Genomic DNA, 23,271 nt, shown 5'->3' with positions numbered 1-23,271 from the left:
GATGGCGGCGAATTGATCGCACCCGTCGCGATTTTAATCAGCCCCGCCTATTTAAGCCAAATATGGTAGAATAGATACCCAAAGATCGATGACAAATCTAGCTTGTGGCACAGCAGTAAGAGACTTAGCAACAGACTCTATAGTCAGCCCTGCGCCCAAGCCTCTTAATCTAAGTGAGGTTATTATGCTCGCTCAACTTCTTCCTATGCTGCTGATTACCTTCGGCGTCTTTGTCCTATTTTTCTTGATGATGGGCATCGGCTATATGGTAAAAAAAGAGCCTTTACGCGGCTCTTGCGGACGTGTGGCCAACCTGATGGGAGATGAAACCTGTCAGTTCTGCGGTAACGATCCTAATTTGTGTGAACAGATTAATGACGAAAAAGCTTTTGATAGTAAAAAGGCGGCAGACCTAGGTAAATCGGCCTTATGAACCATACCGGATAAGTCAAATCTGCCATAAAGCCCCAAAATCTCAGTAAAACCGCCAGAGAATATAGACTGTTATTAATGTTCAAACTTTCTGGCTTAGGTTCCCCCGATCATTTCTGTTATAGTTAAACCATCGCCTATGCGGTGGTTTTTTTATGCCCGCTAACCTCTACCCCGTCTGTCACAAGTAAGTGGTCTATTATGTCGCATTCTACCTCTGCCCAAAACAGTCTCAGCTCTAAGGCGACGACGCCTAACGCCTCCCAGCCCGCCCATACTTTGGGTCAAAAGACACCACCTGCGGTATTTTGGCTGGTGGTCATCGCCATATTACTGATGGCGAGCAATATGCGCTCGCCCATCGTGGCACTCGGTGCCATAGCGCCTGTGGTCCAAGACGCACTCAATATCAATGCCACCCATATTGGCTGGCTGGGCGCTATTCCTATGCTAATGTTTGCACTCGGCGCCTTAATCTCTCCGGCGATAGGCAAACGCTTTGGGCTTGAGAATACCTTAATTGCGGTGCTATTCGTCATTACTGCCGGTATTATCATGCGCTCAACTTGGGTCAGCTGGCATGGCTTCTTGGTGGGTACGGTATTGCTGTCATTGGCCATCGGTTTTGCCAACACCTTAGTGGCACCGGTTATCAAGCAGCGAACCCCGCACAATATTGCGTTAGTGACCGGATTATTTAGCTTAACCATGTCGGTGATGGCGGGGATAGTCTCGGGACTGGTCTATCCATTGACTGAGCGGATCGGCTGGCAGTGGGCGCTGGGTGGTTGGGCAATATTGGGTATTGCTGCCATTATTGCGTGGGTCATCTTACGTTTAAGGCTTGGATCCTCTCATAAGCTGCCGGCAGCGGTAATGAACTCAGAGCAGCAAGCTCAAGAGGACATCTGTATTTGGAAATCAGCACTGGCCTGGCAAATGGCGGTTTTTATGGGGCTACAGTCCTTGTTATTTTATACCGTGGCCGCTTTTTTACCCTCCATCTGGATCAGTAAAGGCTTAAGTGAGGTTGAGGGCGGTAGCATGGGCTCGGTGTTCCAGTTTATGGCGCCCATTGCCATTATCGGTATGACGTGGCTAATTCGCCGCGGAATGCAAATTCAGACTGTGGCCATTGCCGCCACGGTACTCAATGTCATTGGCCTAGTCGGTATTACTTATCTATCACCTCACTTAGCTTGGCTGTGGACCGCTATTATGGGGCTTGGCTGTGCCAGTATTTTTACCCTATGTATCATGCTGTTCTCTTTACGCACTTATAGCCCAAACCAAGCCAGTAAACTGTCGGGGATGGCTCAGACCGTGGCTTACTTGGTGGCTTTCGCCGGTCCTTTTGGCGCAGGCTGGCTGCATGAAGCAACTGGCGGCTGGGATGGCCCTTTATTATTTATATTAATACTGACCATCATTAACTTAATTATCGCTTGGCTTGCCAGTCGTCCTATTATGATTGACGGCAAGCCCGCTTAGCGACTACTCTAAGTCAATAATTTTAACTTTTAATCTAAAAATAACTTAAACGGTACTGTTATGAAGTTTTCAAAATACGGACAGCAATTCACCCAAACCAGCGCCATCTCTCAACTTATGGACGACCTAGGCGACGCTCTAAAAAGCCCAACACCTGTCAATATGTTAGGCGGTGGTAACCCAGCACGCATTGATAAAGTGAATGAAGCCTATTTTGAGGTCTATAAATCATTGGAAAAAGGCGGCATTGAAGGCGGCGCCATCGAATCAGTGGGTAACTACTCAAATCCGCAAGGCGATGCCAAATTTATCGAGGCCTTGGTGGCTTTTTTTAACCGTCATTACCACTGGAACCTTACCACTGAGCATATCGTGCTGACCAATGGCTCACAAAATGCTTTTTTCTATTTGTTTAACTTGTTTGGTGGTCAATTCGAAGACGAAAAAGGCAATACCACCACCAAATCTATTTTATTACCACTAGCCCCAGAGTATATCGGCTATAGCGACGTGCACATTGATGGCAAACACTTTATTGCTATAAAGCCTGAGATTGAAGAGGTTGAGCACGAGGGCGAAAGCGGCTTTTTTAAATACAAAATTGACTTTGATGCCTTAGAGAACTTGCCAGCACTAAAAAATGGGGAAATTGGTGCAATCTGCTGCTCACGCCCCACCAACCCCACCGGCAATGTGCTGACCGATGAAGAAATGGCACATTTATCGCAGCTTGCCAAACAGTACGACGTGCCTTTGATTATCGATAATGCTTATGGTGAGCCCTTCCCCAATATTATTTATCCTGATGTGAATCTAAACTGGGATGAGAATACGGTTTTGTGCTTTAGCTTGTCTAAAATAGGCCTACCTGGCGCCCGTACCGGTATCATTATTGCCGCCCCAGAAGTGGTAAAAACCGTGAGCGCCATGAACGCTGTGGTCAATCTGGCCCCCACTCGCTTTGGGGCTGCCATTACCGGACCGCTACTTAATGACGACAGCCTAAAGCAGCTGTGTGATGAGACCATCCAGCCCTTTTATGCAGCAAAAGCTAAGCTTGCCATCGAGCATTTAAAACAGCAGCTGGGTGAGTATCCAGTGTTCATTCACAAGCCTGAAGGGGCGATTTTCTTGTGGGTGTGGTTCAAGGACTTACCCATTAGCACCACAGAGCTTTACGAGCTGTTAAAACAAAAAGCCACGCTCATTGTGCCAAGTGAACACTTCTTCCCAGGCTTAGACATCAGCGATTATCCGCACGCCCATCAGTGCATCCGGATGAGTATTGCCGCCAGTGATGAAACGTTGGCATCGGGTATTAAAGTCATTGGTGAAGTGGTACGCAGCTTATATGACGCCCAATAACAGGCTGTTTTACATCCGCTGTTGTTACATCAGTTCTTGTTGCATCCGCTGTTGCGACATAAAGCTGATGCTAACACTTACTGCCCTGTCTAGGAAATAATAGCCATGCCCTCTACTACTGAGACGGTGCCTCACAGCGCTATGAATAAATTGTTTGGTACCGATAGCACCGAGGTGTATCTGATAAGCCAAGAGTGGGCGCAGCCCTTGCAAGCGTATCTGACGGCCAATGAGACACGGCTGGCACCTTATGAGCCCGCCCGTGAGCCCGATTGTTACACCTTAGATGGCGTACAAGCACGTATTGCAGCGGCACTAGATATGCACCGTCAACGCCAAGGCATCTCTATGTTACTCACCTCAAAAAACAGCACACAGGTGATAGGCGTGATTAACTTTAGCGGCTTTATGTATGGGGTATTTCAGGCCGGATATGTGGGCTATTCGATAGACTCAGACTATGAAGGCAAAGGCATTATGAGCGAGGTGCTCAGTCAGGCGCTTGAGTACGTGCGCAAGCACTATGGACTACACCGCATTATGGCCAATTATTTACCTGATAATCATCGAAGTGCGCGGCTGTTAAATACGCTTGGTTTTGAACAAGAAGGCTATGCCAAGTCTTACTTAAAGATTAATGGGCAGTGGCGTGATCATGTGTTAACTGCCTTAGTCTTTGATGAAAGCCACTCTACAACCACCAGCACTATAGAGGGTCAGTAGTGCATCTATGCTGTGTGCGCCAATTTCACACGCTCATAACCATTCATAAACAGCCAAAGCGCCTACCCCCTGTTAGTATGAGCTCACATAAGATTTCATTATTTTGTCATTCATACTATTGGGATAAAAAAAAGCCATGTCGATGCCGTTTTTTAAGCCATTATCCGCTGTTGTTATTGCAAGTGCTCTGTTAATGGGCTGCCAGCCCAGCTCAAATGATAAGACGGCCACTCAGTCACAAGCTGAGTCTGCGCCCACAGCCAAGACCCAGACCAACACCAGCGCACCCGCCGCATCACAATCCACCACAAGCGTACAAAGTAGTGCTCCAGCTGAAGTTATTGAGCAGCCAATTACCATACTGGCCCTCGGTGACTCACTCACAGAAGGATTAGGATTGCCCGAAACTGAGGCCTACCCCGCCCAATTAGAAGCGGCATTAAAACAGGCCGGTTATGTCAACGCCAAAGTCATTAACTCTGGCTTAAGCGGCGAGACCAGCACCGGATTGGTGAACCGCTTAGACTGGGTATTAAAAACCAAACCTGACATCACTATTTTGACCACAGGCGCCAACGATGCCATGCGGGGTATCGATGTGGCGACTATCGATAGCAATATTCGCACGGCCATTAAGCGCTTACAGGACCAGGGCAGCGTGGTGGTGCTTGGCGGTATGCAAATCTATGACAACTTAGGGGATGACTACGTCAAATCGTTCTCGGCCATTTATCCTAACATTGCTAAAGACACCAGTGTGGTGTTTATTCCTTTCTTTTTGGACGGCGTTGGCGGTGATGCCAGCCTCAATCAGGCCGATGCCATTCACCCCACCAAAGAGGGCTACGCGCGTATCGTCAATAACAACATCTTGCCGGTGCTTAAACCGGCGCTTGAAAAGGTCGCAGCACAAAAACAGACCCAGACCTCTCAATAGCGCACGCTATAAATAAGCCACCTTGATTAATTACTTTGCCTAATTAATTTGCTTAATTACTTTGCTTAATTACCTTGTTATTTGTCCCCTGACTAAAGAGACTTTATGAGCAGCCAAATCGATAATCCAAACAGCGATGTTAAATCCTCGCCCCTACTGACGGCACGCAACCTAAGCAAAAGCGTGATAATCGGCGATACCAAGACCGACATCATAAAAGGTGTCGATGTGTCGATTGACGCTGGTGAGTTTGTCGTCATAATGGGAAAATCAGGGTCAGGCAAGTCAACTTTGCTGGGGCTACTGGCAGGACTTGATTATCCAGATAGTGGAGAGATTTGGCTTGATGGCCAAAACCTCACTACCCTAAGCGAGGATGAATTGGCACAAAAACGTCAGCAGGATATGGGATTTGTGTTTCAGTCATTTCATTTATTACCAACCTTAACCGTGGCTGAAAACATCGCGTTTCCGCTGGATATTGCACGTCGTCCTGACCTAGAGCGGGTGGTGCAATTATTGACAGCGGTTGGTCTTACCCACCGCCGTGACAGCTTACCCCATCAGCTTTCAGGCGGTGAACAGCAGCGCACAGCAATCGCCCGCGCTCTGGTCGCCCGTCCCAAAATCATCTTCGCTGATGAGCCCACCGGTAACTTAGATGAACAAAATGCGCAGCAAGTGATGCACTTATTATTGGAGCTACAGCAGCAGTCTGGGACGGCCTTGGTGGTGGTGACCCATGACCCAGCGATGACTGAGCATGCCGATCAGGTCATTACCATTCATGATGGGCGGGTAGAATAGTCTACAAGCATACGCTGCCACCAGCCTACAACATCTGATTGGCCAATACCCCAAATATCTGAGCCCGCTTAACCGTCTGTACTGCCCAAGCATAATGGGTGGCAGGCTCGAGCATGGTATTGTTGTGTTTAAATACCGCTTTGGCATCTTGAGCTAAGATAGCTTGCGCCTCCTCTAATACCCGCGTAGATACCGAAAAAGCCTGCTGTACCAAGGCAATTTGCGCCGGATGAATGACCGTCTTGCCCACCAAGCCGAGTGAGACATCGGTGGCAAGCTCTTGGATAAACAAAGCGGTATTATCAAAGTACTCACACACAGGTGCCGTCAAATAATAGCCTTGTGGCACAAAAGTCCCAATTAGCTGATGCATCAAGGTGCCCACAGGGGTCTCATAAATGGTCTGAGTGCTGGGTCGACGCAAGCGCAGGGCAGAAAATAAATCATTGCCGCCAATGCGTAATGCAAATACCCGCTCATCAAAGGCATGCGCTAAGGCCGTGGCTAGGGCCTGATTGTGTGCCGGATCAAATAAGCGGCCGGTCTCTAAAGTGGGCATTAATAGACTGTCCTCTTGCACCTGCTGGCAGGCCAAGCGCCAATTAGACAGACTGTCCATGTCCACTTTGGGCAGCACGTAGCCATCGACCAGATTAATGTTTGGCAAGGCGGCCAGCTGCATTAGCATCTGCGGATTGCGCGGGCGAATAAACACCAGCGGTCGATTGCTCTTTTGTACTGCTGATATTTGAATGCCTGTGGTCTCATCTATCTGATTTACACACTGACTGCGCGATACGCTAAGCGGCGTATCTTGTTGAACACTGGCCCAATGTGACAATAGCTTTTGTATGTTACTCCAAGCATAAGGCACATCGCTTTCGCTCACCGCATCCTCTAAGCAGATAATGACGCTGTCTAAATTTGGCAGTTTGCTGCGGCTAATCACCGCCCAGATATCCTCGCGTGTGGCAGGCATGTACAGGCTTGCCCCTAACTGATAAGGGTGCAATGGGCTCTCGGATATGGCACTTACTGAGCTCAAAAAATTCGGCTCATTCATGGCGATATTGGGCGCATTACTGTCAGAGACACCTGAGGTAATTAAAGGGGGTAACGGGGTCATGATATACACTCTAAGATTAGAAAAACTGCGATTAGATATAAAGCTTATGCGATAGGATTTGGTTTTTTTTGATATGTAGCAAGGCTATTGGTCACGTTTTTTGATGATGGTGACCGCTTGATACGGCAAAATCTGCTCGCCAATCACCGTCACAGCCACCCCCTTTTGTTGACACAAATGCCTTAATAATGCCGTGTCAGGATGATCGGCACTGGCCAATAACACTTGCTCAGGATCACGCCGCATCACGGCTCGGGTAGCCTCAGCAATGGTCGGCTTAATACGATTGATGTTACTAATCTGATAGTGATTGGCCAACGTCTCAATAATAGGCTGCGCATGATAACGCGGGGCTGCATAAGTCGGCAAAGCGGTTGTGTTGGCATTTTGCAAAAGCAGCTGATGGCGCATGTCTTCTATGGCCTCGATAAAGCTTAAACTGTGATCTTTATGCGCCAAATTATGATAAATCACGCTTTGATGTAAGCCGGATGTTAAGTCGTGATTGGGGTCGCTATACAAGGTTCGTGATATCAGGCCAGAGACGGTACTGCCAAGCAGACCTGAAGGTATCAGCCAATCCTCATTACTGGCCGATAACCACGCCACGCCCGCAGGGTCAGCAAGGGTTAACAAGGGAACCACACCACGGCCTTGATGAAACACATTGCTAAAGCTTGCATCTGCCGTCCAATGCTTATCCAAATAAGCCTTTAAGCTGCGTGACAGCTCACCATAAATGGCCCCTTTACCGGTCCAGCCATCGACGAAGACTATTGGACTTGTGGGGTGAGCGCTCAAGATTTTGGTGAGGGCCACCGGATCTAGCCCTCTATCACGGATAATACTGACGCCATAATGCTGACTGGGCAAATGATAAGGTGCGCCACCATCGCTTAAAGCCCGCTGTAACAAAACCCCTATCGGCAATCCTGCCCGCACCAAACTCACCAAAATCAGTGGAGACCGGCTATTTGTCTGCGTCTCAAACAAGCTTTTTAAAGTGGTACTAAGCCGAACAATATCCTGCGCCAAGCGTAACTTTCCTTGCTGTAACGCCTGTTGATACATCTGCTCATGGGCGTCAGAAGGCGCTTTTTCTAAAGTCAGCATGTCTGAGTAATGCTGCTGTCCGCTTTGAATCAGCGCCTCTTTTTGTGCCACCGGTACATCCCTAACACCCGACTTATCAACAATGTCTAATAACAAAGTCACATCGCTTGGCAGATAGCTGCCACAATACGAAGTAATGTCTGATGGCGGCGTTGTTTTGTGTAAATCCATAGCTTAGCTGCTTTATCTTTTATATTTAAAAATGGTTATATTTAAAAACGGTTATATTTAAAAAGTATGTTTAAACAAGGCGATGTGTTAGCGAGGGTAGATTGAAAATAAGCTGTATTTAAAGCACATGAATGTGGTCATGAAGTTGACCATGATTGGGGGTGCCGTACCAATCAAGCTGCTGCAAAAAAGGTAAATCTGCCAAGCTATCGCCAAAGCCAAAGCTAGGGCGAGCGTGGTCTAAATGCTGCTCAAGCAAGTAGGCTACCGCATGACGTTTATGGATACCCTTGGGCAATATGGCCAAATTATTGGCATTGCTATGGATATAAAAATCATCGGCCAACTGGGGGTGCTCAGCCAGCAGCCACTCACCAAATTGCTGTAAAGCCATGGCATCTTTTTGGTGATGCTTGATGGCCAAATAAATCAGCATCTCGCTCAATGAGTCATCGCTGGAGTCAGTGCCTGGTGCCACAAAATCATCGTGATGCAGCGCCAGTTTTAATGGCCCTTGCTGTCTGTGGTTATACTCCTCAATAATCGCTATTAACTGCTGTAACTTGGCTTGTAGCGGCGCTAATATTGCGCCCATCTGGTGTTGCCAAGCCTTTAATGGCTCCCCTGAGGGCTGTAAGATAAGGGCGCCATGGGTCAGCACTTGCCAGCTGCTAAAGTTAAGCACTACCCGTTTAATCTCATGTCGGTCACGAGCTGTTACCACAATCAGCTCCGTACTTGAGAGTAACCAATTAAAAAACAGCTGCTGGCGCTGGGTCATAAGACTTAATGGCTCACCTTGCTTATTGACGGCGGCATATACCAAATGATGTGGCTCAGCAGTCGGTAGCTGCCACGCTGCAATTTTTCGTTGTGTCTGAAATAAGGTATCATCCAAATCCATCAATGCATAAGGCTTGATGATTAACGAGTCGGGCATAAAGGGCGTTAAGCTATGGGTATTGATCGTCATCGTTAGGGACTCACCACAATCACGTTATCTAAGTTATGCCACAGCGCATCGACACTCTCAGTGGGTGTCTCGACACACAGCACAATGATATCCCACTGCTCAGGGACCACGTTATACACAAAGTTGGTCATACCTAGGCCATAATTATCTTGGAAGCTTAGTACTGCGTCAATGGCACCGCCCAAAGCAATCGGTGATCGGGTCAAAGCGCTAAAGCTCACCTGTGCACGGCTTTGTGATGTCGTCAGCGCCTGCTGCTCTATCCACTCTGCCAACAAAAAAGGCAACCACACAAACTCATTACTTCCCAGCACCAAAATTCGCGTAGACTGAGCATTATCAGTGGTGCCGCTATCCTTAATAAACGGATCGCTGACCACATCAATGCCACGTGCTCTTTGGTAAGCCTGCTTAAAGCGTGCTAAAAAATGAGCAAAGCCCTCGGTGCTGTCTAAGGTAGGTTGACGCCCCCAGTTGCCAGTTGCTAACAGCGGCTGACTGCCGGCGTCAGTGGTATCGACACTGGGCATAGTAATCGGCTGTGGGTCGGGCGCATCGGTCCATTGCCAGTCGCCAGCCATCAAGTGATGACGCTCAAAGGCTATCCCTTCTAAGCGAAGAGCGATATGGTCATCATTGTCTGCTTGTCCTAACGACCAATCCACCAAAGTTACCAAATGTACCTGCTCAAGCTCAGTGAGCCCCGCCTCTCGTAAGGCACTGACCACATTGACACAAGTATTTCCGGTTGAGGCTTCATCATCTACCATAATCAAGGTCTTACTGGCCATCAGCTGCGCCTGTATGTGCGGCTCATCGCTTTGATAAATCAGATGGGTGCTCGCATGGCTATGGTCCTCACTAAAGGTGGTCAGTAGGCTTGCTTGCTGCTGAGCATGACGGGTGGAGTTGAGCAGCAGCGCATTGGGATAACGTTCCTGTAAAGCTTGATGCACGCCTGCTGACAGTCCCACTGCGGTCTCAGCCATACCCACCACCACTATCGGCTCAGGCAAATTATCCGGCACCGTATGAGCCAAATGGCTAAAAGCTTGGCGCATGATCTGGGGCGATACCGGAATATGTCGACCCAGTACTTTGGAGACAAACAAAAACGCCCGCTTCGGATTAATACGCTGCGCAAATCCCAGCAGGTCATCAAGCTGATAGCTGTGCTCACCACTTAGCCGATAGCTTAAGTCAAGCGTGCCTCTGGGCAGCTCTACCCGCTTTTGTTGATAAGACAGTGAATCAGTTGGGGGATATTTGCTATCGCAGGTCATGGTCAAAACTTTCCTTTGGCGCTCTGTAATACACGAATTATATGATGCGTACATCCGGCGCCGTAATGGGTCAGGTATTACAAATTGTCAATGATCAATTTTATGCGAGGGCTACTCGCTTAATGAATACTCACTTAATGGCTACTCGCTGGGCTCAATCAAAACACTACACATAATAGAGCGTACTTGGCAGGGCTTTATTTGTGTCGTGATGAGCGGCAAATCTGGCTTATCTTCAACTCCTAGCCAGTAGCCAAAGGCGATCTGGGTTAAATCGATACCACTGTGTACGGTATACCCTATACCCCCTGAAGGACGCGAGTTAATCTCAAGCACTTTGTGATTGCCCGCCTCATCAGCCTTGGTCTGTACGCTTACAATGCCGTCACAACCAAAGGCACGAATTAAAGGGATAACTACCGCCATTACTGACTCATCATAGCCCAGATGCTGTACCTTGCCGACCTTATAACGGGTCACAGCAGCCAACACTTCACCGCGCTCACAGACCACATCAATAGAGTACTCTTTGCCAGGCAAATAAGGCATGAGCAACATCGGAATCGGCCGCTGTTTTACCATAACGCTGTTAGAATAAGCACTAATAAACTCAGAGGTGGTGATTCTGCGATTATCCGTGAAATACAGATGCTCAAAGCTGTCGTAGCTTGCGCTCTGTACGTCCAATGAGGCTTGAGCATGGGTATCTAGACACCAAAACCCTTGGGCAAATATGCCACTAATTGGCTTCACACAGAGCGGCTGATGACCATGGGTCTCAATCAATTGCTTAAGCTCATCTACTGTATCAAAGCGCCAGCCTTCTGCCGCAGCAATGTTGTGCGCCTGACAATGACTCATAAAGGCAAATTTGTCATCGATTTTTTGTAGCATCTCAGTCGAGGTGGCGCCCGTTAGCAGACGAATACCCGCCTGCTCAAACTGAGCTCGCTGCGCCTCATAAGTGATGCTATTGCGACCTGTTAACAGCACCTTGGTATTGGCCTTAATGGCGTGCTGTAACACAAACTGCCAGCGCGCCAAACCGCTTTGTTGCTCTTGCTTGACGCTTGGCTCGATAAAGACGTGATCGGCAAACTCAAAAGTCTCCGGGCGCTGCGAACGATGTGAGGCAATAACTTCAAATGGCGTTATACTGCGCCGCTTTAATTGCTGTAAACTTTGTAGCATATCACGCTGACTCGACTGCCCTTCAGCAAGCCAAACACTGGGCGCACAACTAAACGTGGACGGACACATAGATAACCCTTTAATAAAAATACCAACGACTCACTGCCTCTATTTAACAGCTGCATTATAGGCACATTTTAGGATAAATAATCGCTTTTTTATGCGTTTATTCTCTCTTTTGCTTCGCCTTTTCGCCTGCCCTTTAACCTGCTTTTTAATTTGCCTTTCGTTAAAGCCAAATCTGCTAGACTACTATCACAGTACCAAAATTATTATAAGTAGACAAAGCTGGTCATCGCCTTAACAAATCATGGCCAAACTTAAGCACAGTAGGCTAGGAAGGCTAAGCTGCCCCCTTTATTCGTTCTATGGAGAGTTATTATGAGTCAAACTTTAATTGCCGGTGCCAATGCGCCGCTACCCACCGATAATATTAGTGTACGTATTTTAAGTGACCAGCCCATTGATTGCGCTGCCTACCGCTTAGCCGAAACTGGCAAGGTGCGCGGTGACGGCGACATGGTGTTTTATGGTCAAACCCGCAGCGATGATGGCAGTGTCAGCCATCGCGGCCACGATACTGATGCGTTTTTTGACATCAGCCTACCTACGCAGCCACAAACTATCCAAAAAATTGCTTTGGCTTTTTCAAGCAATCAGCCTTTATCACAATTGGGCGATATTCAATTGCAAGTGCTCCAAGGTACAACTGTACTGATGACCTGCCATGTACAAAGTGCCAATCGCAGCGAAAAAGCACTTATCTTAGGGGAATGCTATCGCCGCCAAGGCCAATGGAAATTTCGATTTATCTCGCAAGGATTTGATGGCGGATTGAAGCCACTGTCTGAGCATTTTGGGGTAGAAATCGCTGATGAGGCGCCTGCACCTAGTCCTGTAGCAACGCCACCGGCTCAGAACCGAAGCTCACAAATGCCGCCCCCTATTAGCGCACCTGCACCCAGCTCACCTGCGCCGCGCTCGGTTAATTTGTCCAAAATCAGCCTGACCAAAAATCAATCCAGTATTAACCTGAAGAAAAAAGATGATTTTGGCAAAATCACCGTCAACCTAAACTGGAATCGCCAGAACGCTAGCGGAGCTAATACAGCGGTTAAAAAGAAAGGCTTTTTAAACGATTTGTTTGCCGCAAAATCAACCGGTATAGACCTTGATGTTGGTGCGATGGTGCACCTAAATAATGGCGAGCGCACCTTAATTCAGGCACTCGGCGGCCGATTTGGTGATCTTCAAAGAGCGCCTTATGTGTTACTGCGCGGCGATGACCGCACCGGCCAAAGCCTAGACGGTGAATGGCTCGATATCAATGGTGCTCGCTGGAGCGATATCAAAGAGGTGTTTATCTTCGCCTTTATCTACGAAGGGGCACCCAACTGGGCGCAAACCGATGGCACAGTCACCATTTATGTCCCCGACCAACCGCCTATTGAGACGCGGATGACGGAGGGCAATAACGCCTCAGGCATGTGTGCCGTTGCTCGGTTAATGAACCAAAATGGCAGTATTAATGTGGAGCGTATTAACCGCTATTTCTCCGGCCATCAGCAGATGGATGAAGCCTTTGGTTGGGGCTTTAACTGGAAGCGGGCTCGCAAATAAAGTCAGTTGCGGCGCCTGCTCTACTTGTGACATAAAAAAACGCTGACCTAGGTCAGCGTTTTTTTATTAGTTAGCATAAGTTATGGGTTATCTATAGTGCCCGACCCTAGCTTTAGACATGGGTTGGGGTTGGTCACCAATAATTAGGCGTGAGGGGTAATCGCTGGCATTAAGTCATTAAAGGTGCGGCCACTGGCCACTTCACCAATGGCGTGCATCTTCCACTCACCATTATGGCGATAGACTTTGGCCATAATCATAGCGGTATGATTGCCTTGAGAGGATAAGTTATAGCGCGCCACCTCAGCATTGTTACCTGCATCGACGATACGGCAATAAGCGTTTTCAACGGTAGAGAAGTTCTGACCGGTAAAGCTATTGACCGTGAACACCAATGACTTGACATGGGCTGGGATTTTGCTCAAATCCACATTAATAACCTCATCATCACCATCACCGGCACCCGTGCGGTTGTCACCAGTGTGCAAGATACTGCCATCTTTAGAGCGCAGTTGATTGAACCAGATGGCATCAACTGGCTGCTTGTTATCATCAAACATAATGCATGAAGCATCCAGATCAATGCTGTCACCGCCGCCTGACCCACAGCCACCAAATAATGCGCCTAAAAAGCCGCCTTTTTTTGCAGGTGCAGCAGAGCCGGCAACATCCCAGCCTAAGCCCATTTTAATTTGAGTTAGCGTACCACCGGCTTCTTTGCTCAGTGAAATCTTTTGTCCTTTTTGCAGATTAACTGCCATGTTACTTATCCTTGATATATGAATTTATGCAGGCGTGATGGCTGTAAATGTCGGCGTTATAAAATATTATCTAAAAATCCGCCACTGCCACCGCGTCCGCCTGAGCTACTGCCCAAAATGCTTTGTACCCAGCCTCGATAGGTGTCTCGGTTACGTGAACAGATGATGACCTTACCTTGACCTGAGAAATTTAGCACCATCCCCTCGCCACTGGTGACGGAGTTGATAATATTACTCATAAAGCCTTTTTTCTTACTGGTTGAGACCGATAAACTGTACTGCAGATTGGAGTCCCAGCACACCACATGACCATTGTCGATGACCACATCTTTGCCGGGCGTCACCTCAATCTCAAATAAAGAGCCAAAGCCTGAGACCACCAGCTGACCTTGGCCTTGGGTCTGCATCACCACAAATCCGCCGGTATCACCGAATACCGCACCACCTAAGTTGCGCTGGATATTGGCCTTTACTTCAACCTCTCGGGTAGCTGCCACAAAGGCGCCATCACTTAATGTATATTGCTGAGGGCCAATATCCAAAATCTGCATGTCACCATCTAAGGTGGGGGCCAATAAGCAGTCCCCTTCCCCATTTGTGGCAGCAATCTCTTGTTGAAACAGTGATTCATCATTGGCAAATCGGCGCATCAAGGACTGCATCAGACCGCCTTGCAACTTACCCTTTAGCTCAAGATTATTCTCCATCATAACCATCGCATTGGCTTCACAATAAATAGAGTCGCCAGGCTTTAAATTACAATGTAAAAATGGCTCAATTGTGCCAATGAGACTAAAGGTTGCCGCCATGATACTGTCCTTTTACGCCGTTCTTTTACTCAATTGGCTTAGACAGGCAGACACCCCTCTAAGCGTTTATCTATCTGCTGACTCGTGTATTAAACCGCAACACCATAAGAGGCCGCTAATGGACCTAGACCACCGCTGAAACCTTGACCGACTGCACGGAATTTCCACTCACCGTTGTGGCGATAGATTTCACCAAAAATCATAGCGGTTTCGGTGCTGCCATCTTCTGATAGATCAAAGCGAGCAATTTCAGTCGCGCCATTGTCATTCACTACACGAATAAAGGCATCGGCTACTTGACCGAAGTTTTGGTTGCGGGCTTGACCTTCATAGATAATGGCACACACCGCAATTTTAGACACATCGCTAGGCACACGAGTTAGGTCTACTTTGATGGCTTCATCATCACCATCACCTTCACCCGTGCGGTTGTCGCCTGTGTGCTCAACTGAGCCATCACCTGATTTTAGGTTGTTAAAGAAGATAAAGTCTTGGTCGTTACGTACTTTACCTGCATCGTTTAATAAAAAGGCGATGGCATCTAGATCGAAGTCTTGGCCGTCTGTGGCGCGTGGATCCCAGCCTAAGCCGATGGTGATATTGGTAAGACCAGGGGCTTCTTTTGATAAGTTAACGTTGCCGCCTTTGGTTAAGCTAATAGCCATGATATTTTCCTTTATTGTTGTTTAGGGGTTATTTAATTTGTTATCGCTTATTAATAAGGATTAACTTCGCTCACGTGTGATGCTGCCCGCATTCAAAGTACTCAATCGGCAGACATTAAAAAACGAGAGCCGAAACTCTCGTTAACTATACTAACTGACTGGCCGATAAGCAAGACGATTTACCAAAACCCTAAAGGGCTGTTAGACCCTGTTATAAAGCCGTCTTTATTGCGCTTCATGGCATCCATGTTTTGGGTGTCTATCACTTATCGATCCATTACCTCTACTCAAACCAAGCGCTTAGATTTTGCCCGCTTGCTCCAGCTTTTTAAATCTAATAGAGGCCACAACTGCCCAAGCAATAAAGGCAATACCAATTAGACCAGTTACAATCTCTGGCACGTGGAACTTCATAGACAGCAGCATAATCACAGCTAATGCCCCAATGGCATAATGCGCACCGTGTTCAAGATAAACGAACTCATCAAGCGTCCCTTTTTCGACCAAAAAGATGGTCATTGAACGCACGAACATGGCACCGATGGCCAGACCCAACATGATGATAATCACATCATTGGTAATGGCAAATGCACCAATAACGCCATCGAAACTAAAAGACGCATCCAGCACTTCAAGATATAAGAATCCGGCAATACCGCCCTTCATCACTGCGCTACCCACGTTACCCGAACCGTTACTTGAGTTGGCAACGGTGCCATCTTCTAACGCTTCTTCAGCTTCTTCTAAGTCGCCCTCAAGCATACCTGAGACCACTTGAACACCTAGGTACACTAAGATACCCCACACACCGGCTATTAACACCGCTAGGGTTTGTTCTTCATGAACCCAAGACAATGAAATCATTAAAATAGCGAGCGCCACAAACACGCTCATGGCATCCACTTCACCAAACTTCGCCAAACGTCTTTCTAACCAATCAAACCAGTGCACATCTTTATCATCAAACAAGAAGTTTAAGAACACCAGTAGTAAGAACATGCCACCAAAGGCGGAAATCTCTGCATGGTGCGCCATCAATTTGGCTGAGTACTCTGTTGGGTTGTATAAAGCTAGGTTGATAACATCCATCATACCCATGTCAGCGGTCACTGCCACAATAACAATAGGGAACACCAGACGCATACCAAATACCGCGATTAAAATACCGACGGTTAAAAATATCATTTTCCAAAACTTGTCCCAATGCTTAAGCACTGAGGCGTTGACCACCGCATTATCAAAAGATAAAGAGATTTCCATCACTGCCAAAATAGCCGTAATGGATAAAGCAGAGATCAGCCCACCCATACCGCCATGCGAGTAGCCCCACCAGGCGGCCACTATTAGGGCAAGCGTTGTAAAAATAAAATCGAAATAAAAATGTCTCATTACTTATCCTGTCGTAAAAGCTTATTGTCTGTACTAGGTTCTTCAACCTAAAGATAGGCGTCCAAGTGACCCCTTTATGCGCTTATATGAAGCGCATAAAGGGGTTTCAGGGTGCGTATCTCTACCCACCTATAATCTAACCATGATAATGGGTTTAGATTGCAACACCATAGTTTTGACACATCGCTTGTAAACCGCCGGAATAACCTTGTCCGACGGCGCGGAATTTCCACTCGTTATTATGCCGATATACTTCACCAAACACCATGGCTGTTTCAACAGAATAATCCTCAGCCAAATCAAAACGAACCACCTCTACGCCCGTCTCTTCATTGACCACACGGATAAAGGCGTTGGCAACTTGGCCAAAGTTTTGATTGCGTACTTGGGCGTCATGAATGGTGACGGTTACCACCACCTTGTCCACATCTGCAGGCAGGCGAGACAGATCTACTTTGATCACCTCATCATCACCATCACCTTCCCCAGTACGGTTATCACCGGTGTGTTCAACGGCGCCGTTGTCTGACTTTAATTGGTTATAAAAGATGAAGTCATGATCGCCGCGCACACGTCCTGTATTATTTAACAAAAATACGCTGGCATCCAAGTCAAACTCAGCACCTGATGTCGCTCTTTCATCCCAGCCTAATCCAACTAAAAGTTTGTTTAAATTAGGATCAGTTTTTGTCAGGGATAAGTTCCCGCCTTTACTTAACGATAATGCCATAATCATATCCTTATATACTGTCGTTTATTATCAGTGATTATCTTTGCACTAAGCCTAATGCCCCTGATACTGGGTCTGATAGTTGGGTCTGTGCCCAACGGCAAGCCACAGGCTCAGTGCACGCTTTATGATGGCCTATCGTAACGTTTTAAGGGATCAATAAGCAAGGCTAATAAGCTTAAATGCTAACTAAATAATACAATTTAAATTAATAATATAGCCCCCACTGTCACCACAAGGTAGGCTCTAATACCCTCTAGCGTTAACTGTTGGCTAAACCAAATTTAGGCCAACAAAATGCCTGATACTGTAGTACAGTTTAAGTTTTTATCGGGATGCTGATGCTCATGAGCTATAACAAAAATATTCTACTTATCGGTGGCACCAGTGGCATAGGCAAAGCACTCCTTGAACGGCTCAGTACCGACCATAAAGTCACAAAAATATTTGCCACTTATCACCGCCATAAGCCTGATACAAATACGACAGATAAGGTGGTATGGCTTAACATGGATGTCCGAGAAGAGGGCAGTATTAAACAGGCAATTGCTGATATCAACCGTCAAACACAGCATATCGACTGGGTCATCAATGCCGTAGGCTTACTGCATACAAATACCAATCAACCTGAAAAAGCCGTAAGGCAGCTTGATGCAGAGTTTTTTTTACAGAACATGACGCTCAATGCCCTACCCAGCTTATTGATTGCTAAACACATTATATCCTTATTAAAAGCGGGCACCCCCAGTGAATTGCGTCCGGCTATTTATGCCACTATTTCAGCACGAGTGGGCAGTATCAGTGAGAATGAATTAGGCGGCTGGTATAGCTATCGAATGAGCAAAGCGGCATTAAATATGGGTATGAAGACCCTATCCATTGAATGGCAACGCACGCTAAAAAATGTTTGCGTCGCTGTCATTCAGCCAGGCACGGTTGATACCCCTTTATCCAAGCCCTTTCAGGCCAATGTGGCCAAAGACAAACTATTTACGCCTGATGCGTGTGCAAGGCATCTACTAAAAGTGTTGAATGAATTAACGGTAGAGGACACCGGCTGCTTTATCGATTGGGCTGGTAAAACCATCGCCTGGTAACTTAGAGAGATGCTAACTGAGAAAAATCATAGCTCGGCAGTTAATAAGCGGCGGTCATTCAACAAATTAATACAGTCTGTCACCCTTACACTGCTTTGGCTGTAATAAAGCCACTGACGTTAGGCGTTAAATTAGCTAGCATAGTGTTACGACGCCTTATTTTATAACCCATAACCTCCTCAATAGATAATCAGTTGCGCCCTTATGACCTCACACACCACGCCGACGCCATCCTCAAAGCCGTTAAACCCTTATAACAACCTAGGTAGCAAATCTGTACAGCGCAGTTGGTGGCGCAGCTGGATATATCCATTGCTGTTTTTATTGGCCATGGTGCTGTCACTATCGACCTACCTGACCCTCGACTCTATTCAGCAATCAGTACGTGATTACGTGACTGACAATCAGCGCGCTTTGGTCGGTGGTGACTTGATCTTGGAGAGCAAGCAGGCGTGGACACCACAAGTTTTACAAAAGGTTGAGCAGTTTGAGGCGCAGTCTGCTGACCAAAAAGTGGTCTACGATTATCAGTTTAATGCCATGATCTCGAGTGTATCTGAGCCAAAGGCTGCTCAGACGCTCACCCAAAATCAAGTTATCCATCACGCCGCTGCTGAGTCTGCAGCACATACCCTCCTTGCCCGTATTAAAGCCGTATCTTCAGACTATCCCTTGTATGGTGAGGTGGAGCTGGCCTCGGGCAAACCCTTGTGGCAACAGCTGACCCCGCATAGCGTGGTGGTCGAGACCCAAGTATTGACTGGGCTTCATCTTAAGATAGGCGATACGGTCAAGATTGGAGAGGGATTATTTACCATAGCCGATGAACTGGTCACTGAGCCAGATCGCCCGTTGACTGCCTTTGGGTTTGGGGCACGGGTACTGATGGCCGACACTGATTTGGCCATTACTGGTCTAATGGGACAACGCAGCCGAGTCGATTATCAGATTGAACTTGCCGGCTCTGAACCGGCCATTGTTGATGAAAGACAACAGCTTGAGGCGCTATTGGGCGATACCTCCGAGGTTAAGATTACCGATGCCAATGAGGCGGATACCTCAGTGACCCAAGTGTCCGATAATGTGCTGATGTTCTTAAAACTGCTGGTCATCGCGGTGCTGTTTTTATCCGCGGTGGCGCTACTAAGTGTGGTCAAAGCTTTTGTGAGTTTACAGCAAAATGCCAATGCCATACGCCGTGCTCTAGGCGAATCTATTAGCGACATCAAGCACAGCTACTACCGTGTATTCATTGCCATGGCGGTGTTGGCTTGTCTCGTCTCAGGCCTCTTAAGCTTGGGTATGCTAAAAGTTGGGGCTCAATATCTGACCGCCATACTGCCGCCGGATGTAAATCTGTCGATCAAGCTGATTAGCTTGATAAAAATCAGCATAGTTGCCCTAGTCATTACCTTATTGGTAGTGCAGCACAGTCTTTATTCGGTCATGCACACCAAGCCATCTGCTGTCTTAAAGCAAGCCACCGCTAACAGCCGTCAGCATCCGCCGATTTATTGGTATGGTTTGGTGTTGCTGGCAAGCTTTGGGCTAATGGCCTATGAATTTGGCTCATTATTAAATGGGCTACAAGTACTGGGAGGTATGATGCTGCTGGCTGCCAGCTTTTGGCTGATAGGTAAAGGCTGGTTGTGGCTGTTGGCAACGCTTGCCAGCAATGGCTTATTTGGCAAAAAAAGCGGCTGGATGGTGCGCACGGCCGTGCACAATTTATCACGTAAAGGCAATCAGTCCGGACTGTTCTTTGTGACCTTAGCGCTATCGGTGTCGGTACTGTCGATGATTACTCTGCTTAATGACAGCCTAAATACCCAGTTTGTTAAGGCTTATCCAAAGGATGCGCCTAACTTATTTTTTCTCGATATCCAAAGTGACCAGCACTCAGCGCTAGACAGTATGATTAAAGCGCCCATCACCTATTATCCAGTGGTGCGTGCCCGCGTCAGTGAGGCCGGCGGCGTGCCTGCAGCCGATATTGTCGTACCACAAAGCGAGGGCGATGACCCCACTCGGGTATTTAATTTAAGCTATGCCGATTCAGTGATGGAGACGGAGTTTATTACCGATGCGGTTCATCCCAATCAGCTGTATGCGCCACTTGATAAGATGGCCACTGAGGCAGGTGTGGTGCCCTTGTCCATCTTAGATGGTGCAGCCAAGCTATTAAATGTGGGCCTAGGTGATCAGGTGGCTTTTAACATTCAAGGTATCGAGATTGTCGGTCAAATCACCAGTATTCGGGAGCGCTATGAGCGTGGCCCAAGCCCCTTCTTCTACTTTTTATTTCAGCCTGAAGTGCTGGCCGATGCGCCGCAAATTCAGTTTGCCACTGCCAGAGTTGACAGTGCGCAAATTCCGCAATTACAAACTGATCTTGCCTGCAAGTTCCCTGCCATTACCACGATAGATGGTGGCGCCATTGCTAAACAGGTACAAGGTTACGTCAGTCAAATGAGCCGTCTGGTGCAGGTGTTTACGCTACTGGCGATTATTACCGGTATTATGGTGCTCATTACCTCACTGCTGTCTACGTCTCAAGACCGTTTGCGTGATAGCGCTTCATTTCGATTATTGGGGATGCAGACGGCAGATTTGTACAAAATTAACATGCTGGAGATTGGCCTACTTGGGGTGAGTGCTGGCGTGTTTGCGGTGGTGCTTGCCAGTGGTACGGCGTATGTGCTGATTACTGAGTGGTTTAATCTGCGCTTTAGTGTGCCGTGGCTAAGCTTCGGCATTGGCGGCTTGATGTTAGTCGCTGTGCTAATCATCATTGCGGTGAGCTATGTGCGCTTGGTGATTGGGCGTGGGATTATGGCCAGAGTACGAGAGATGGTTTAACAACTAAAGACATCCCTCAAAATATTTTTAGAGGCACTATTAAAGTTTAGAGGCACTATTAAAGTAAAGCTTAGTGTTATCTAAGCGCTTATTATCATCTAAGCGCCAAAAGGCTACCGGCATCAGTCATGCAGGTAGCCTTTTTTATGGCGTCTTTTATTGTGCTTTTACGGCTTTTGCTATGCCCTAACGTTCTGTGAGCTTACGATTGACAGCCCAATACCACTCCATTTAGCCCGCCTAGTTAGACCCTTTGTTATTTGGCGAGTCACTTGTTAATAAGTCAATATATCCTTGATGCCGCTATGGTAACTTTCTAGTAAGAATAGCGTATGTACTAGGCAAAATATTAAGATATTTACAACAATATAGGCCGTACTTTAGTTATATTTCATAGTAAGCTATGCGCAATTTTGGTCAGTGTTATCTTAACTACAATTTCAAAACTTATTGGTACATTTGGAGGAGGTTTATGAGTTTAAGAAACACGAGGAACAACTATGGATCTATTGCAAAATGGATGCACTGGATTATGGCGTTCGCCTTTATTGGCGCCTATGTGGCTGTTTATTTTCGTCATTGGTTCACGGTAGACGAGACCCCCATTAACTGGACGGCACTACAGTTGCATTTATCATTTGGTGTGGTCGTCGGTACGCTGATTATCTTTCGCATATTGTGGCGTCTAAATAATATTCAGCCTGATGAAGAGCCTGGCAGTAAGCTGGCACACTTGAGCGCACATCTGGGTCACTTTGGCTTGTATGCGGTTATGATTATCATGCCTTTAACGGGTTATCTCGGTGCCAAAGTAGATACGGAGTTTTTTGGTCTATTTGTTATCCCAAGATTTGAGAGCACCTCTATGTTCCAAGACTTTATCGCACCGACTTGGAATTTAACTTATGAAGAGTTTGAGGTACCATTTGACTTTCTTCATAAAGAGATTGTTGGTAAATGGCTGGGCTGGATGCTGGTCGTTGGTCATATCTTAGCGGCGCTATATCATCACTATGTCAAAAAAGACCGGACCATTATCAAGATGACGCGTGGAAAAGACTAATCGCTGTTCTTGTGGACAGTTTTTGCTGACTGTTTTTGCGGACCATCAAGCTCTATGAGTGACTTGGTGTTATACATCAAAAAGCCGATTATCCTAAGAATAATCGGCTTTTTTGTGACAGCTTATGCGATTAAAATGGCTATGTTAATACTAGCACCATCTGCTAGCACCAACGGCTATCACCCATTGCCATATTTCTCCATGCTATCTATCAAACGTCTATCTATCAGTGCTATCTATCAGTCAAAAGTCTTGGTTTGCGTCGGCTCTGGCGCTCGTAAGGATGGCGTGGCAGGTAATATGACAGCGCTGCGGAAGTATTTTGATTTACCATCAACCGTTTTATTAACCATGTCGACCACATCCTCGATGACATCATCATATAGACCATGCTGCAACTCTGCTTCAAATGAGGTCAAAGGATGCTTACGTGTGGCAACTCGAACATCTGTTACGCCTTGCTTGGTATAAAAGATATTTACGCTGCCATCACTATTGAGCACACAATTAAGTTGTCCATCGTCCACTTTGAGCTGAATACGCTCTGGCATAAAAATATAGTCTTCAACGTCAGTTAATTGTTTTTCTACTTCTTTTTTAAATAATGATTTTAAATCAAACACAGCCACACTCCTAAGTTTTTTATAAGATTCATTTTATTAATCT

The 23,271-nt window shown here is 46.9% G+C and carries 21 protein-coding genes; 10 read left to right on the top strand and 11 right to left on the bottom strand.

Going from position 1 to position 23,271, the window contains the following annotated elements; all coding sequences use genetic code 11:
- The first annotated feature begins 88 nt into the window (after positions 1-88).
- The 6 genes from nqrM to MN210_RS00470 all read left to right on the top strand — a co-directional run bounded on the left by nqrM (position 89) and on the right by MN210_RS00470 (position 5,755).
- Complete coding sequence (gene nqrM / locus MN210_RS00495; RefSeq protein WP_425605621.1) at positions 89-433, top strand: (Na+)-NQR maturation NqrM; 345 nt, start codon at positions 89-91, stop codon at positions 431-433.
- Positions 434-633: 200 nt separating this feature from the next.
- Positions 634-1,923 carry an MFS transporter gene (locus tag MN210_RS00490; protein ID WP_338412369.1) on the top strand — a complete coding sequence of 430 codons (1,290 nt, stop codon included), beginning with the start codon at positions 634-636 and terminating at the stop codon, positions 1,921-1,923.
- A gap of 60 nt (positions 1,924-1,983) precedes the next feature.
- Positions 1,984-3,288: a valine--pyruvate transaminase gene (locus MN210_RS00485; RefSeq protein ID WP_338412368.1), complete on the top strand. Its 1,305-nt coding sequence runs from the start codon at positions 1,984-1,986 to the stop codon at positions 3,286-3,288.
- Positions 3,289-3,393: 105 nt separating this feature from the next.
- Positions 3,394-4,011, top strand: a complete 618-nt coding sequence (locus MN210_RS00480; protein ID WP_241878874.1) for a GNAT family N-acetyltransferase — start codon at positions 3,394-3,396, stop codon at positions 4,009-4,011.
- A 136-nt stretch (positions 4,012-4,147) separates the two neighbouring features.
- Positions 4,148-4,948, top strand: coding sequence for an arylesterase (locus MN210_RS00475; protein ID WP_241878873.1), 801 nt, complete (start codon positions 4,148-4,150; stop codon positions 4,946-4,948).
- A gap of 105 nt (positions 4,949-5,053) precedes the next feature.
- Positions 5,054-5,755 carry an ABC transporter ATP-binding protein gene (locus MN210_RS00470; protein ID WP_241878872.1) on the top strand — a complete coding sequence of 234 codons (702 nt, stop codon included), beginning with the start codon at positions 5,054-5,056 and terminating at the stop codon, positions 5,753-5,755.
- 25 nt (positions 5,756-5,780) lie between these two features.
- Here the strand turns inward: MN210_RS00470 and MN210_RS00465 are convergent, their stop codons facing one another.
- The 5 genes from MN210_RS00465 to MN210_RS00445 form a co-directional block, all read right to left on the bottom strand.
- Positions 5,781-6,881 carry an HpcH/HpaI aldolase/citrate lyase family protein gene (locus tag MN210_RS00465; RefSeq protein ID WP_425605620.1) on the bottom strand — a complete coding sequence of 367 codons (1,101 nt, stop codon included), beginning with the start codon at positions 6,879-6,881 and terminating at the stop codon, positions 5,781-5,783.
- Positions 6,882-6,965: 84 nt separating this feature from the next.
- A complete protein-coding gene (locus MN210_RS00460) occupies positions 6,966-8,165 on the bottom strand; it encodes a cysteine protease StiP family protein (RefSeq protein WP_338412367.1) in 1,200 nt (399 codons plus the stop codon).
- Between the two features lie 118 nt (positions 8,166-8,283).
- On the bottom strand, positions 8,284-9,138 hold the full coding sequence (locus MN210_RS00455) for an HAD hydrolase family protein (protein ID WP_338412366.1): 855 nt from the start codon (positions 9,136-9,138) through the stop codon (positions 8,284-8,286).
- A 2-nt stretch (positions 9,139-9,140) separates the two neighbouring features.
- Positions 9,141-10,421, bottom strand: coding sequence for a phosphoribosyltransferase domain-containing protein (locus tag MN210_RS00450; protein ID WP_338412365.1), 1,281 nt, complete (start codon positions 10,419-10,421; stop codon positions 9,141-9,143).
- Between the two features lie 141 nt (positions 10,422-10,562).
- Positions 10,563-11,681 carry an ATP-grasp domain-containing protein gene (locus MN210_RS00445; protein WP_338412364.1) on the bottom strand — a complete coding sequence of 373 codons (1,119 nt, stop codon included), beginning with the start codon at positions 11,679-11,681 and terminating at the stop codon, positions 10,563-10,565.
- Between the two features lie 312 nt (positions 11,682-11,993).
- On the opposite strand from MN210_RS00445, the gene MN210_RS00440 reads away from it, so the two are divergent.
- Positions 11,994-13,232 (top strand): TerD family protein, encoded by a 1,239-nt coding sequence (locus tag MN210_RS00440; protein WP_110815895.1) that lies wholly within the window; start codon positions 11,994-11,996, stop codon positions 13,230-13,232.
- 143 nt (positions 13,233-13,375) lie between these two features.
- Here MN210_RS00440 and MN210_RS00435 read toward each other — a convergent pair whose 3' ends face one another.
- From MN210_RS00435 to MN210_RS00415, 5 genes are all read right to left on the bottom strand, one after another.
- Positions 13,376-13,993 (bottom strand): TerD family protein, encoded by a 618-nt coding sequence (locus MN210_RS00435; protein ID WP_338412363.1) that lies wholly within the window; start codon positions 13,991-13,993, stop codon positions 13,376-13,378.
- Positions 13,994-14,049: 56 nt separating this feature from the next.
- Positions 14,050-14,802: a TIGR00266 family protein gene (locus MN210_RS00430; protein ID WP_011959374.1), complete on the bottom strand. Its 753-nt coding sequence runs from the start codon at positions 14,800-14,802 to the stop codon at positions 14,050-14,052.
- A gap of 89 nt (positions 14,803-14,891) precedes the next feature.
- Complete coding sequence (locus tag MN210_RS00425; RefSeq protein ID WP_011959373.1) at positions 14,892-15,467, bottom strand: TerD family protein; 576 nt, start codon at positions 15,465-15,467, stop codon at positions 14,892-14,894.
- Between the two features lie 300 nt (positions 15,468-15,767).
- The gene (locus tag MN210_RS00420) at positions 15,768-16,856 is read right to left on the bottom strand and encodes a DUF475 domain-containing protein (protein WP_011959372.1); all 1,089 of its coding nucleotides are present in this window, start codon (positions 16,854-16,856) and stop codon (positions 15,768-15,770) included.
- 154 nt (positions 16,857-17,010) lie between these two features.
- Positions 17,011-17,586 (bottom strand): TerD family protein, encoded by a 576-nt coding sequence (locus tag MN210_RS00415; protein ID WP_241878868.1) that lies wholly within the window; start codon positions 17,584-17,586, stop codon positions 17,011-17,013.
- 347 nt (positions 17,587-17,933) lie between these two features.
- Here MN210_RS00415 and MN210_RS00410 point away from each other — a divergent pair, with 347 nt between their 5' ends.
- From MN210_RS00410 to MN210_RS00400, 3 genes are all read left to right on the top strand, one after another.
- Positions 17,934-18,683 carry an SDR family oxidoreductase gene (locus tag MN210_RS00410; RefSeq protein WP_338412362.1) on the top strand — a complete coding sequence of 250 codons (750 nt, stop codon included), beginning with the start codon at positions 17,934-17,936 and terminating at the stop codon, positions 18,681-18,683.
- A gap of 204 nt (positions 18,684-18,887) precedes the next feature.
- Positions 18,888-21,542 carry an ABC transporter permease gene (locus MN210_RS00405; RefSeq protein WP_338412361.1) on the top strand — a complete coding sequence of 885 codons (2,655 nt, stop codon included), beginning with the start codon at positions 18,888-18,890 and terminating at the stop codon, positions 21,540-21,542.
- A 472-nt stretch (positions 21,543-22,014) separates the two neighbouring features.
- A complete protein-coding gene (locus MN210_RS00400; RefSeq protein ID WP_011959368.1) occupies positions 22,015-22,605 on the top strand; it encodes a cytochrome b in 591 nt (196 codons plus the stop codon).
- Positions 22,606-22,844: 239 nt separating this feature from the next.
- On the opposite strand, the gene MN210_RS00395 is transcribed toward MN210_RS00400, so the two are convergent.
- A complete protein-coding gene (locus MN210_RS00395) occupies positions 22,845-23,228 on the bottom strand; it encodes a hypothetical protein (protein ID WP_338412360.1) in 384 nt (127 codons plus the stop codon).
- Positions 23,229-23,271: the final 43 nt, after the last annotated feature.

The sequence above is a fragment of the Psychrobacter raelei genome (genome assembly GCF_022631235.3).
Lineage (GTDB): Bacteria > Pseudomonadota > Gammaproteobacteria > Pseudomonadales > Moraxellaceae > Psychrobacter > Psychrobacter raelei.
This window is presented reverse-complemented; position numbering and strand designations above follow the sequence as displayed.